The following is a 14,133-nucleotide window of genomic DNA, read 5'->3' on the forward strand; positions in this document are numbered from 1 at the left end:
GTGGACAGCCATACTTCTGATTTATGGCAGCAAATTTTATCAATCATACAAAACAAACTCAGCAAACCCAGCTTTGACACCTGGTTCAAAGCAACCAAAGCCACCAAGCTGAATGACCATTCAATCGTCATTTCCGCACCAACCACGTTTGCCGTCGAATGGCTGGAGAGCCGTTACACCAAATTGGTTGGCTCGACGGTATACGAGTTGCTTGGCAAGCAAGTCGATGTGAAATTTGTCATCGAAGAGAACAAGCCTGCTGAACCGGACCCGCAACTGCCGGCTCCAACGCCTACAGTTGTACAGGAAGAAGCCGTACTCAGCATGCTGAATCCGAAATATACGTTCGATACATTTGTCATCGGGCCGGGCAACCGTTTTGCCCATGCCGCATCGCTGGCGGTCGCTGAAGCGCCCGCCAAAGCTTACAATCCTCTCTTTCTGTATGGAGGAGTAGGTCTCGGTAAAACTCACTTGATGCATGCGATCGGACATTATGTTCTGGAGCATGATCCGGGCAGCAAAGTCGTTTATTTGTCGTCTGAGAAATTCACGAACGAATTCATTAACTCGATCCGTGACAACCGCGGGGAGAGCTTCCGTAACAAATACCGGAGCGTCGACATTTTGCTCATTGATGATATTCAGTTCTTGGCGGGAAAAGAATCAACACAAGAGGAATTTTTCCATACGTTTAATGCGCTGCATGAGGAACGGAAGCAGATTATCATCTCCAGCGACAGACCACCGAAGGAAATTCCGACACTGGAAGAACGGCTTCGTTCTCGCTTTGAATGGGGGTTAATCACGGATATCCAGCCTCCAGATTTGGAGACAAGGATCGCAATTTTGCGGAAAAAGGCACGTGCGGAAAACTTGGATATTCCGAATGAAGCGATGATGTACATTGCCAACCAGATTGACACCAACATCCGTGAACTGGAGGGCGCCCTGATTCGGGTCGTTGCTTATTCTTCACTGACTAATCAAGATGTAACCACCCATCTGGCAGCTGAAGCACTGAAGGATATTATTCCTTCCAGTCGTCCCAAAATGATCACTATTCATGACATCCAACAAAAGGTCGGCGAGTATTATAGCCTTAAGCTTGAAGATTTCAAAGCACGGAAACGGACCAAGGCAGTTGCTTTTCCAAGACAGATTGCCATGTATCTCTCTCGTGAACTGACAGACTTTTCTCTGCCCAAAATTGGGGAAGCATTCGGAGGACGAGATCACACCACTGTCATACATGCTCACGAAAAAATCTCCCAAGCGATTAAAAACGATCAGGATCTCTATAAAGTTATCAACAACTTAACCGAAAAAATAAAGAATCCAACCTGAACAAGTCCCAAGCCTATGCACAACGTATACACATGTGGATAGGCTTGGGTGTACGGGTTTATACCCACTTATCCACATATTCAGTGCCCCTATTACTATTATTACTAAAAAGATCTTAAAGATATCATCTCCAAAATAGCCATTTCGGAGCTTAGCCTTCGGCCTTTGAAAAACACCTTTTAACACCCCAACACCCAAAAAAACAGCTAGGAGTGAAACCATGAAAATCAGCATAATGAAAAACTACTTAAACGATTCCATACAGCAAGTATCCAAAGCGATCTCGAGCCGTACGACGATTCCGATCCTGAGCGGTATCAAATTCGACGTGAATCATCAAGGTGTAACGTTGACAGCAAGTGACACCGATATATCCATTCAATCCTTCATCCCGCTTGAAGATGGAGATAAAAGCGTAGTTCAGGTAGATCAACCCGGCAGTGTAGTTTTGCCAGCCAAGTTTTTTGTGGAGATCATCAAGAAGCTGCCATCACAGGAAGTGCACATGGAAGTCAAAGAGAACTTCAACACCTTTATCTCCGCAGGTGCTACCGAAATTCAACTGGTAGGTCTGGATCCGGAAGAATTCCCGGTACTGCCAAGCATCGAAGAAAACCAAACCGTCTCCATTCCAGGAGATTTGCTGAAAAATATGATCAAACAAACGGTCTTCTCCATTTCCACACATGAGACTACTCCAATCTTGACAGGTGTACTCTGGAGTTTGGGTGATAACGAATTGAAATTTGTGGCAACAGACCGTCACCGTCTTGCTACTCGATCAGCAATGCTGGATAATGCAGAGGGTATCCGCTTCAACAACGTAGTCATTTCCGGTAAAACGCTGAACGAGCTCAGCAAAATTGTTCCGGATCAAAATACCCTTGTGGATATCGTTGTTGCAGATAACCAGGTCCTGTTCAAAATCGACCGTGTATTGTTCTACTCCCGTATTTTGGACGGAACATATCCGGATACTTCTAGAATTATTCCAACGTCATACAAAACAGAACTTGTTTTAGATACAAAAAAATTAAGTGAATCCATTGACCGGGCTTATTTGCTGTCGCGTGAAGAGAAAACAAACATCGTGCGTATGCAAACGATGGATTCGGGATCCGTTGAAATTTCTTCAAGCTCTTCCGAGCTAGGTAAAGTAAGAGAAGAAATCGAACCTGCCGAGTTTACAGGAGATCCGTTAAAAATCTCGTTCAACTCCAAATACATGCTGGATGTGCTGAAAGTTGTTGAAAGTGAGCAGCTGATGATCGCTTTTACAGGAGTCATGAGTCCAATCATCTTGAAACCGCTGGATGACAGTCACAGCCTTTACGTGATATTGCCATATCGGACGACCAACTAACGAAAGGAAGATCATAGTGAACCAAGTTACGATTCGTACGGAATATATTAAGCTTGATCAATTTTTGAAACTGGCTGATTGCATCCCAACTGGAGGTATGGCCAAAGCTCTGCTTCAGGAAGGACTTGTACGTGTGAATAAAGAGCCTGAGGAACGCCGGGGACGTAAGTTATACCCTGGGGATATCGTTGAAGTGGACGGAGAAGGCACATTCGAAGTTGCTGCAGAATAAGAAGACCAGTTCGATCCTGCTGCCTCCTGACGGACGGGATAAAAGGGAGGTTACCGCGTGTTTGTGAACAGCATTGATCTGCAGAATTTCCGCAATTATGAACATCTGAGACTGGATTCTTTTGGTCCCGTAAACTTGTTGATCGGACAAAATGCCCAAGGCAAGACCAATCTTGCAGAGGCGATTTTTGTACTTGCACTCACCAAGAGCCACCGTACATCCCGTGATAAGGAGTTAATCCGTTTCGGTGAGGAACGTGCCAGGCTTGCAGCAGAGGTCGACAAAAAGTACGGATCGGTCAAGCTTGAACTATCTTTGTCGCAACAAGGCAAAAAAGCAAAGATTAACGGCCTGGAGCAGCGCAAGTTAAGTGATTTTGTCGGAGCGCTCAATGTGGTGATGTTTGCACCGGAGGATCTGGAGATTGTAAAAGGCACACCGGGGGTCCGCCGCCGGTTTCTTGACATGGAGATTGGACAGGTTGCACCTGGCTACCTGTACCACCTGCAGCAATACCAAAAAGTGCTCGTCCAACGAAATAATTTGCTTAAGCAGTTATGGGGAAAAGGGGCATCGGCCCAGACCATGCTTGAGGTGTGGAACGAACAACTGGTCGAGCATGGTGTTAAAATCGTCAAAAAAAGGAAACAATTCATAAAGAAACTGCAAAAGTGGGCAGAAACGATTCATCAGGGGATCACCGGAGGCGGAGAAGTCTTGCGGCTGGCCTACCTTCCTTCCTTCAGCGAAGCCGCTGAGGAAGATGAAGCTGTCTTAATGGACCAATTTATGATAAAATTATCACAAATGAAAGAGCAGGAGATTCGCCGAGGCACAACCCTTAGTGGGCCGCATCGGGATGACCTGTCCTTTTTCATTAACGATCGGGAAGTACAAACATATGGCTCGCAGGGGCAGCAGCGCACAACGGCGTTGTCCCTTAAACTTGCGGAAATTGAACTGATTCATGAAGAAATCGGAGAATATCCAGTTCTGTTGCTGGATGATGTTCTGTCCGAGCTGGACCCTTTTCGCCAGACGCAGCTGATCGAAACGTTCCAGAGCAAGGTGCAAACCTTTATTACGGCTACGGGGATCGAGAGCCTGAACGTTGACAAGCTCAAAGATGCCAGTATTTATCACGTTCATGCCGGACAGGTTGAACGCTAAGGAGTGAGGGGCTTATGTACATTCATCTGGGCGGTGAGAAGATCATCCGTTCTTCCGAATTGGTCGCTATTTTTGATATATCGATTGAAAAATCCTCAAAGATCTCCAAGCAGTATGTCACGCATGCCGAGCAGGAAAAAACAGTGGAACACATCGGCGAAGAGGAAGCCAAGTCCATTGTGGTGACCAAAAACATTGTGTACTACTCGCCTATTTCCTCAGCCACGCTGAAAAAGCGGGCTCACATTTTTCCGGATCTCTAGCGTTGTGTGGCATAAAAGATGTCTCTTTTGCTGCTTGTCTTTAAATTTGAATAGCTGCTGAAATGAAGGACGTTGCCTATTTCAGCAAACAATTATTAGTTAACGCATATTTACGATATTGAATCTATAGAAGTAGGTGAAAGGCATGTCTATGAATCAACCGTCATATGATGCGAATGAAATTCAGGTCCTTGAAGGATTGGAAGCCGTACGGAAGCGTCCGGGCATGTATATCGGTTCCACCAGTTCCAAGGGCCTGCATCATCTGGTCTGGGAAGTAGTGGACAACAGTATTGACGAAGCGCTTGCAGGTTACTGCGACCACATTGAGGTCAGTATCCATGAAGACAATAGCGTGACTGTAGTCGATAACGGACGGGGTATTCCTGTCGGCGAACATACCAAAATGAAACGTCCTGCACTTGAGGTAGTTATGACTGTCCTCCATGCAGGGGGAAAATTTGGCGGCGGCGGATATAAAGTATCCGGTGGTTTGCATGGTGTTGGTGTGTCCGTTGTGAATGCACTCTCTGAAAAAGTGGTTGTAACGGTTAAACGTGAGGGACATATCTATCAACAGGAATATCGCCGTGGAGCTCCACAGTATGACCTGAAAGTGATCGGTACAACCGACGAAACAGGAACAACGGTTAGATTCCATCCGGACCCTGAAATTTTCACGGAAACAAGAGTGTTCGAATATGACATCTTGCTTGCCCGGATTCGTGAGCTGGCATTCCTGAACAAGGGCATCGGTCTTACATTGACGGATGAGCGTACAGGTGCAACCAACTCGTTCATGTACGAAGGCGGCATTATCGAATACGTCTCCTACCTGAACCAGAAGCGCGAAGTCCTGCATGAGAATCCAATTTACGTCGAAGGTTCCAGAGATAACATTCAGGTGGAAGTTGCCCTGCAATACAATGACAACTACACCGAGAATATCTATTCCTTCGCGAACAATATCAACACGCATGAGGGCGGAACGCACGAATCAGGTTTCAAGAGTGCCCTTACACGGATCATCAACGACTATGCTCGTAAGGCGGGTGTAATCAAGGACAGCACGGGGAACCTTTCCGGAGATGACGTGCGTGAAGGCTTGACAGCTATTATTTCGGTCAAGATTCCGGAACCGCAATTTGAAGGACAGACAAAGACCAAGCTGGGCAACAGCGAAGTGCGTGGGATTGTCGAATCCTTGTTTGCCGAGAAGCTGCAGGAGTTCCTGGAAGAGAATCCTTCCGTATCCCGTCGCATTTTGGAAAAAGGTCTGCAAGCAGCACGTGCGCGTGAAGCTGCCCGTAAAGCCCGTGAACTGACACGTCGTAAAGGTGCACTCGAAGTGAGCTCACTTCCAGGTAAACTGGCAGACTGTTCATCCAAGGATGCTTCAATCAGCGAATTGTACATCGTCGAAGGTGACTCTGCAGGCGGATCAGCAAAGCAAGGTCGGGATCGTCATTTCCAAGCGATTTTGCCACTGCGTGGTAAGATTTTGAACGTGGAAAAAGCTCGTCTCGACCGGATATTGGGTAATGCGGAGATTAGAGCAATTATTACGGCAATGGGTACGGGTATTGGTGATGACTTCGATATTGCCAAAGCACGCTATCACAAAATCATTTTGATGACCGATGCCGACGTTGATGGTGCTCATATCCGAACACTATTGCTGACATTCCTGTATCGGTACATGCGTAAAATCATTGAGGCAGGTTATGTATATATTGCACAACCGCCATTGTTCAAGATTGAGCGTAACAAAGTGATTCGTTATGCCGGTTCCGAGAGAGAGCGCGATGAAATTATTGCAACGCTCGGCGAAAATGCGAAATTCAACGTTCAGCGTTACAAAGGTCTTGGCGAGATGAATGCCGGACAATTGTGGGAAACGACGATGGATCCGGAGAGCCGGACCATGATGCAAGTATCGATTAATGATGCCATACTTGCTGATACCATGTTTGACACCCTGATGGGGGATAACGTTGAACCGCGTCGTGACTTTATCCAAGAAAATGCAAAATACGTGAAAAACCTCGACATTTAACATATTCGAAAAGGCGCCTGAGAGGGCGCCTTTTTTATATTAGGGAAGCTATGGAACAGGGAAGGCGTATACTTAGATCTCCATATCCCTTTGTTATCTGCGTACACGTTTTTTGGCAGATGAAGCCTGTGCTTTAGGGGATGGCCGGGAGCTCTTACCCTTTTTGGAGGGCAAACGACCGTACGCAATCGCATAACGTTTGATCTTCCGGTACGCCTCCTTGTCCGGTAATAAGCCAAAGGCATAAATGCCTGGCAGTGTGTTGACTTCAAGAATCCAGGGACGCCCTGCTTCGTCTAGCGCAATATCAATACCAATCTCTTTGAGTCTTGGAAATGATGTTTGCAATTGCACAGCGGTATGAATACCTAAGCGGTACAGCTCAGTGCGAAGTTTTTTGAAGCCATCCTGGTGAAGATGGGGGAGTACGAGTTCTTCAAACGTAGCCAATCGCCCACCACCATGAATGTTGGTGATGATTTTGCCCGGGGCAGCAATACGTCCCAGAACACCTGTTGTTTCCCAGTTGTGTTGCAGATTTTTCTGAGTTAACACACGCAAGTCAAAAGGCAAATTTTCATGCTTCATCAGCGAGATTCCCTGTTGAATGATATATTCACGTTCCTGAATACGATCATTCAGTGCTCGTTCGAGTTCGTCCAGGGAATGAAATGATCTCTCCTCTGTACCGTATTGGAGATGATATGTTGTTGTGAGATAGGTAGCTCTGGAGATAACAGCACTTGCTTCGGGTTCATCAGCCAGGTTTCGATCATTGGTTTCTTCCGAAACCTCTGCATCTGTGGTGGAATCTTCGGAATTAACAACAGGTTCGTATAAACGGGTTGTTCTCACCCGCATAACGCCATTACCGTAAGTGCCACGGTCCGGTTTGATATAGTTGGACTCAAATAATTCAGTCATTCGTTCCAGAGTTTGACGGCTATATTTTCGGGTCACTGGGATATATTCATTCACAATGCGACTGCGTTGTAACACGGCTGTTTTGGCCCATTTGCTGGAGACGCGTTGGATACCCAAGATTCATCAGTCCTTTCATGTTTTGTTCAGTTCTAAAGAGGGACCAGACACGGAGAAATCAAAGGACAAGAGACGATTTCAGTGGTATAATAGAGAAATATGGCGTTTTGTGCGATGAGCTGCACAATTTGCAGTTTGATCGTAGGACGGGAATGGCTTTAGCCTCGGTAGGCACAGTACATATGCCGTTTTTCTAGCATTGTATGTGCAATTGGGGAGGAAGGCAGGGCGTATCCCCAGACACGCAGAAGTTCCCGGAAGAAAGGCTATTGCCCAGCGGACGTTTAATTGTGTAACTTTTGTGAAAGTAATATAATAAAGAGTAGCGTTCTTGCGCGGTTTTAGCCTTGTTAGGCTTTTCACATATAATCAACTTTTTTGCATGACGGAATGGAACGTTTGTTGAAGGACAAGAAGGAGGTCCAGCATGGCGGAAGAAATGAACTCTCAGATTACAGATCGGGATATAGGCGTCGAGATGCGTGAATCGTTTATGGATTATGCGATGAGCATCATCGTTAGCCGTGCCTTACCTGACGTGCGTGATGGATTGAAGCCGGTTCACCGGCGTATTCTGTACGCGATGTCAGAGCTCGGCATGACACCCGATAAACCACATAAAAAATCAGCCAGAATCGTCGGCGAAGTTATCGGTAAGTATCACCCACACGGTGACTCTGCTGTTTACGAGACGATGGTACGGATGGCACAGGATTTCTCCCTGCGTTATATGCATGTAGATGGACATGGTAACTTTGGATCGGTCGATGGTGATATGGCAGCAGCCATGCGTTATACCGAAGCACGTTTGTCCAAGATTGCTATGGAAATGCTCAGAGATATCAACAAGGATACGATTGATTTCCAACCAAACTATGACGGTGAAGAACATGAGCCAATCGTTCTGCCTGCTCGTTTTCCTAACTTGCTTGTCAATGGGGTCGGCGGGATCGCGGTAGGTATGGCTACCAATATTCCTCCTCATAACCTGGGTGAGGTCATTGATGGTGTACAGGCCATGATTCAAAATCCGGACATTACATCCATGGAACTCATGGATTACATTCAAGGACCAGACTTCCCTACGTCCGGCTACATTTTGGGCCGTTCAGGCATTCGCCAGGCGTATCAGACCGGACGTGGTTCAGTAACGATGCGGGCTAAAACCAACATCGAAGAGAATAACAACAAGGCACGAATTATCGTTACAGAGTTGCCTTATCAGGTAAACAAGGCGAGACTCGTTGAGAAAATCGCCGAGTTGGTACGTGATAAAAAGATTGATGGTATTACTGACCTTCGTGATGAGTCTGACCGTAATGGTATGCGGGTTGTAATTGAGCTTCGCAGAGACGTGAATCCGGGGGTTGTCCTGAACAACCTGTACAAACATACATCGATGCAATCCACTTTCGGGATTAACATGCTTGCGATTGTTAATAAAGAACCTAAAATTCTGAACTTGCGTGAAGTGTTGTATCACTACCTGCAGCATCAGATTGAGGTTATTCGCAGACGTACGCAGTTTGAACTGAAAAAGGCTGAAGCTCGTGCACACATTCTAGAAGGTTTACGTATTGCGCTGGATCATATCGACGAGATTATTACGTTGATTCGTTCATCCAGTAATGCGGATGCAGCAAGAGAAGGTTTGATTGAGCGCTTCTCACTCAGTCATGATCAGGCTCAAGCTATTCTCGATATGCGTTTGCAACGCCTCACAGGTCTGGAACGCGAACGTATTGAAAATGAATATAACGAACTGATGGTCAAAATCAGAGAGTATCGCGAAATTCTGGCCAATGAGCATCTGGTGCTTGAGATTATCAGTACGGAGCTGCAAGAGATCCGCGACCGCTTCAGCGATGATCGTCGTACAGAGATCACTGTAGGTGAAGAGAGCATTCTGGATGAGGACCTGATTCCACGTGAAGAGGTTATCATTACGATTACTCATACAGGCTACGTGAAACGTCTGCCGGTATCCACATACCGCAGCCAGAAACGTGGTGGACGTGGGGTCGTGGGTATGGATACAAAAGATACCGACTTTGTCGAGCATCTGTTTGTGACCAACTCCCACAATTACCTCATGTTCTTCACTGACAAAGGTAAAGTGTACCGTCTCAAAGCTTACGAGATTCCAGAGCTTGGACGTACCGCTCGGGGAACGCCGATTATCAACCTGATCCAGATCGAGCAGGGCGAATCGGTCAATGCCGTAATTCCGGTCCAGGAATTCGAAAGTGACAGATACTTGTTCTTTGCTACCCGCCAAGGGGTTGTGAAGAAGACGCCACTTGAGGATTACACCAATATCCGCAAAGGCGGCTTGATCGGTATTTCCTTACGTGATGATGACGTTCTGATCGATGTTAAGCTGACCGATGGATTGCAAGAGATCATCATGGGTACAGCTCACGGAATGTCTATTCGATTCTCGGAAGGTAATGTACGTTCCATGGGACGTAGCGCAACCGGCGTCAAAGGGATTACATTGGATGAACAGGATGCTGTTATCGGCATGGATGTAGTTGATAAAGAGCTTGATGTTCTGATCGTTACAGCCAAAGGTTATGGTAAACGTACACCTGTCAATGATTATCGGATGCAGACTCGTGGCGGTAAAGGGATCAAGACTATTAATGTCACAGAGAAGAACGGCTCAGTAGTCAGCCTCAAAATGGTTAAAACCGAAGAGGATCTGATGATTATCACGTCCAGCGGTACGTTGATCCGGATGAGCATGGAAGGCATATCCACTATGGGTCGATACACGCAGGGTGTGAAGCTGATTCATATTCGTGACGAGGATTCAGTAGCTACAGTCAGCCGAATTGACAAAAATGAAGAGGAACCAGACGATGAGTCGCTTGAAGGCTTGGAAGGCGAGGAGTCCCAAGCTCCGGAAGTAAGCTTGGAAGAAGGCACCGTTTCTGACGCTGAGGTTAATGAAGTTGAGGGCGACGACGATTCCGGTTCGGAAGCATAAAATAGAATTTTATAAAGACTGATCTCTTTGAGATTGGAAGAAGATTGCGAGGGCTCCCACCGGGAGCCCTTTTGTTTGTATAAAGGAATCTCTTCTTTTATTCTTCCGAATCTGGGATGTACAGCCTGATTCCTGAGTAATATAATGGAAAATATCATGAAAAACCGGGACTATGGTCTTGTTTGTATTAACATAGAAGAACGATGAGTGAGGGGAATACACATGGGATTAATCACCCTGTCAGAAGTCAAACCAGGACTCAAACTTGGGAGTGATGTGCAAACACTTCGCGGCAACGTTCTGCTTCAGAAGGGAAAAGTCATTTTACCCAAGGATATGGAAGTGCTCAGAGCCTTTATGATTCAACAGGTAGATATTGAACAAGAAAGAACGGTGTCGAGTAGTACAGGAACCAAAGGTGCATCTGTGTCCGCAGGAAGTTCTGCCAATGACAACAATGGTGAACGGGCAGGGAAGACAGGGAACGTCACCACAGCTCCTGTAGTAACGTCTTTGCAGGATGAGTATGAGAAGATGGTTGGACTAACCAAAAATGCTTTCCTGTCCTCTCTGGCGGCTGAATTACCGGTCTATGAGTTACGTACACAGTTGGAGGCAGTGTTTGCACATCTCAAACAATATAATGTGCTTACCTTCAGTCCACGAGTAATGCAAGAACATGATTATGTATATCACCATGCCGTACTGAGTGCGATCACATCCTATCAACTGGCTCAATGGATCGATCTCCCCTCCAAGGATTGGATGCAAGTGGCTTTTGCAGGCTTGTTCCATGATATTGGTAACAACAAGGTAGATCCGCAGATACTCCATAAACCATCCACGTTGACGGCTACAGAGCAGGAAGAGATTCGTCAGCATACGAAATATGGTTATCAGATCCTTAAACAGGCAAAGGCCATTAATGAGGGAGCCAGACTTGCAGCGTTGCAGCATCATGAAAAAGTGGATGGTTCAGGCTACCCGTTGCAGCTTAGTGGGACGCAGATTCATATTTATGCCAAGATTGTAGCTATCGCTGATATTTTCCACGCCATGACGCTGGAGAAGATCTACCGCAAGGCACAATCACCATACCTAGTCCTAGAACAGATCCAAAGTGAGGCATTTGGGAAATTGGACCCTGCAATTGTCAGAGTATTTGTTCAACGGTCGACCCAGATCCATAATGGCATCCGAGTAAAACTCAGCAATAACCAGATTGGAGAGATCGTATTCTCTGATCGAGATCATCCTACACGGCCTATGGTGTCAGTAGAAGGAACCATCATTAACCTGATGCAGCAACGGCAGCTTCACATCCAAGAGGTTATCGGATAACAATAGATATTAAAGTAACTTGATGAGAAGGCCTTTCTTTTATAGAGAGGCCTTTTACGTGAGATATATGTAGAAGTGTAGAAAAACCAGAACGATTATATAATTACTTAAAAAAAGACTTGCATTCAATATCTGTACATGGTATATTCTAATTCCGGCCAAGAAAACACGGTTTACACGGTGCGGCAAGCAAATGAAATAAGCTTCGAAAGAAACTTAAAAAAAAGAGCTTGCAAAGTTGGTTCGGATGTGATAAGATATAAAAGTTGCTGAAGAGAACAACATTCGGTAACAAAATAAGTTTGATCTTTGAAAACTGAACAACGAGTGAGTAAACATTCTGCTTGCAGAATGAAACGCGAAAGTTTGAGACAAGCCTTGGCTTGGATCGGCTGGAGCACAAATGAGATTTTTAATCTCGTCAGATTCAAAATGAGCTTATCGCTCTTTTCAATACTTTATTGGAGAGTTTGATCCTGGCTCAGGACGAACGCTGGCGGCATGCCTAATACATGCAAGTCGAGCGGACTTGAAGAGAAGCTTGCTTCTCTGATGGTTAGCGGCGGACGGGTGAGTAACACGTAGGCAACCTGCCCTCAAGTTTGGGACAACTACCGGAAACGGTAGCTAATACCGAATAATTGTTTTCTTCGCCTGAAGGAAACTGGAAAGACGGAGCAATCTGTCACTTGGGGATGGGCCTGCGGCGCATTAGCTAGTTGGTGAGGTAACGGCTCACCAAGGCGACGATGCGTAGCCGACCTGAGAGGGTGATCGGCCACACTGGGACTGAGACACGGCCCAGACTCCTACGGGAGGCAGCAGTAGGGAATCTTCCGCAATGGGCGAAAGCCTGACGGAGCAATGCCGCGTGAGTGATGAAGGTTTTCGGATCGTAAAGCTCTGTTGCCAGGGAAGAACGCTTGGGAGAGTAACTGCTCTCAAGGTGACGGTACCTGAGAAGAAAGCCCCGGCTAACTACGTGCCAGCAGCCGCGGTAATACGTAGGGGGCAAGCGTTGTCCGGAATTATTGGGCGTAAAGCGCGCGCAGGCGGTCATTTAAGTCTGGTGTTTAATCCCGGGGCTCAACCCCGGATCGCACTGGAAACTGGGTGACTTGAGTGCAGAAGAGGAGAGTGGAATTCCACGTGTAGCGGTGAAATGCGTAGATATGTGGAGGAACACCAGTGGCGAAGGCGACTCTCTGGGCTGTAACTGACGCTGAGGCGCGAAAGCGTGGGGAGCAAACAGGATTAGATACCCTGGTAGTCCACGCCGTAAACGATGAGTGCTAGGTGTTAGGGGTTTCGATACCCTTGGTGCCGAAGTTAACACATTAAGCACTCCGCCTGGGGAGTACGGTCGCAAGACTGAAACTCAAAGGAATTGACGGGGACCCGCACAAGCAGTGGAGTATGTGGTTTAATTCGAAGCAACGCGAAGAACCTTACCAGGTCTTGACATCCCTCTGATCGATGCAGAGATGTATCTTTCCTTCGGGACAGAGGAGACAGGTGGTGCATGGTTGTCGTCAGCTCGTGTCGTGAGATGTTGGGTTAAGTCCCGCAACGAGCGCAACCCTTATATTTAGTTGCCAGCATTTCGGATGGGCACTCTAGATAGACTGCCGGTGACAAACCGGAGGAAGGTGGGGATGACGTCAAATCATCATGCCCCTTATGACCTGGGCTACACACGTACTACAATGGCCGGTACAACGGGCTGCGAAATCGCGAGATGGAGCCAATCCCAACAAAGCCGGTCTCAGTTCGGATTGCAGGCTGCAACTCGCCTGCATGAAGTCGGAATTGCTAGTAATCGCGGATCAGCATGCCGCGGTGAATACGTTCCCGGGTCTTGTACACACCGCCCGTCACACCACGAGAGTTTATAACACCCGAAGTCGGTGGGGTAACCGCAAGGAGCCAGCCGCCGAAGGTGGGATAGATGATTGGGGTGAAGTCGTAACAAGGTAGCCGTATCGGAAGGTGCGGCTGGATCACCTCCTTTCTATGGAGAATCGTTTCCCGAGTGGAAACATTCAAATAAGCAGGTTCTCAGAACCTGCGACAGCGATTCATTTCGGTTCGTCACTTCGGTGTGGATGAAATGAAGAGCAAAGCAACTCACTCGTTGCTCAGTTTTGAGAGCTCAAACTCTCAAACAGCTTGCTTTTGCATGGAGCTTGTTCTTTGAAAACTAGATATCGAAACGAAACAAACGCGAATTAGAACATTCCTTTAAGCTGAACTTGTGCAAACAAGTCAAGTGTATAAAGGTAGTTAAATTGCTTTTGTGAGGGTATCGGGTGAGAGCGACTTTTGGCT

Annotated in this window: 9 protein-coding genes and 1 rRNA gene; 9 read left to right on the forward strand and 1 reads right to left on the reverse strand. The window is 46.7% G+C overall.

Features of this window, described 5'->3' with window-relative positions; translation table 11 throughout:
• From dnaA to gyrB, 6 genes are all read left to right on the forward strand, one after another.
• Positions 1-1,347: a chromosomal replication initiator protein DnaA gene (dnaA, locus tag MHI48_RS00005; protein ID WP_405142682.1), complete on the forward strand. Its 1,347-nt coding sequence runs from the start codon at positions 1-3 to the stop codon at positions 1,345-1,347.
• Positions 1,348-1,567: 220 nt separating this feature from the next.
• Positions 1,568-2,710, forward strand: coding sequence for a DNA polymerase III subunit beta (gene dnaN, locus MHI48_RS00010; protein WP_017691408.1), 1,143 nt, complete (start codon positions 1,568-1,570; stop codon positions 2,708-2,710).
• Positions 2,711-2,726: 16 nt separating this feature from the next.
• Positions 2,727-2,942: a S4 domain-containing protein YaaA gene (yaaA, locus tag MHI48_RS00015; RefSeq protein WP_036611994.1), complete on the forward strand. Its 216-nt coding sequence runs from the start codon at positions 2,727-2,729 to the stop codon at positions 2,940-2,942.
• 57 nt (positions 2,943-2,999) lie between these two features.
• Entirely contained in the window at positions 3,000-4,112 is a 1,113-nt protein-coding gene (recF, locus tag MHI48_RS00020; RefSeq protein WP_017691406.1) for a DNA replication/repair protein RecF, read from the forward strand.
• 14 nt (positions 4,113-4,126) lie between these two features.
• Positions 4,127-4,375 (forward strand): extracellular matrix regulator RemB, encoded by a 249-nt coding sequence (remB, locus tag MHI48_RS00025; protein WP_017691405.1) that lies wholly within the window; start codon positions 4,127-4,129, stop codon positions 4,373-4,375.
• 145 nt (positions 4,376-4,520) lie between these two features.
• Entirely contained in the window at positions 4,521-6,431 is a 1,911-nt protein-coding gene (gyrB, locus tag MHI48_RS00030; protein ID WP_036611997.1) for a DNA topoisomerase (ATP-hydrolyzing) subunit B, read from the forward strand.
• 93 nt (positions 6,432-6,524) lie between these two features.
• On the opposite strand, the gene MHI48_RS00035 is transcribed toward gyrB, so the two are convergent.
• The gene (locus tag MHI48_RS00035; protein ID WP_338707443.1) at positions 6,525-7,472 is read right to left on the reverse strand and encodes a YheC/YheD family protein; all 948 of its coding nucleotides are present in this window, start codon (positions 7,470-7,472) and stop codon (positions 6,525-6,527) included.
• A gap of 427 nt (positions 7,473-7,899) precedes the next feature.
• Here MHI48_RS00035 and gyrA point away from each other — a divergent pair, with 427 nt between their 5' ends.
• The 3 genes from gyrA to MHI48_RS00050 all read left to right on the forward strand — a co-directional run bounded on the left by gyrA (position 7,900) and on the right by MHI48_RS00050 (position 13,816).
• Positions 7,900-10,464: a DNA gyrase subunit A gene (gene gyrA / locus MHI48_RS00040; RefSeq protein ID WP_076329292.1), complete on the forward strand. Its 2,565-nt coding sequence runs from the start codon at positions 7,900-7,902 to the stop codon at positions 10,462-10,464.
• Between the two features lie 222 nt (positions 10,465-10,686).
• Positions 10,687-11,805, forward strand: coding sequence for an HD-GYP domain-containing protein (locus tag MHI48_RS00045; protein WP_076329291.1), 1,119 nt, complete (start codon positions 10,687-10,689; stop codon positions 11,803-11,805).
• A gap of 458 nt (positions 11,806-12,263) precedes the next feature.
• Positions 12,264-13,816: ribosomal RNA gene (locus MHI48_RS00050) — 16S ribosomal RNA — on the forward strand.
• The last annotated feature ends 317 nt before the right edge of the window (positions 13,817-14,133 follow it).

The organism is Paenibacillus sp. FSL H7-0942 (assembly GCF_045040715.1).
In the GTDB taxonomy this organism is placed as follows: domain Bacteria; phylum Bacillota; class Bacilli; order Paenibacillales; family Paenibacillaceae; genus Paenibacillus; species Paenibacillus amylolyticus.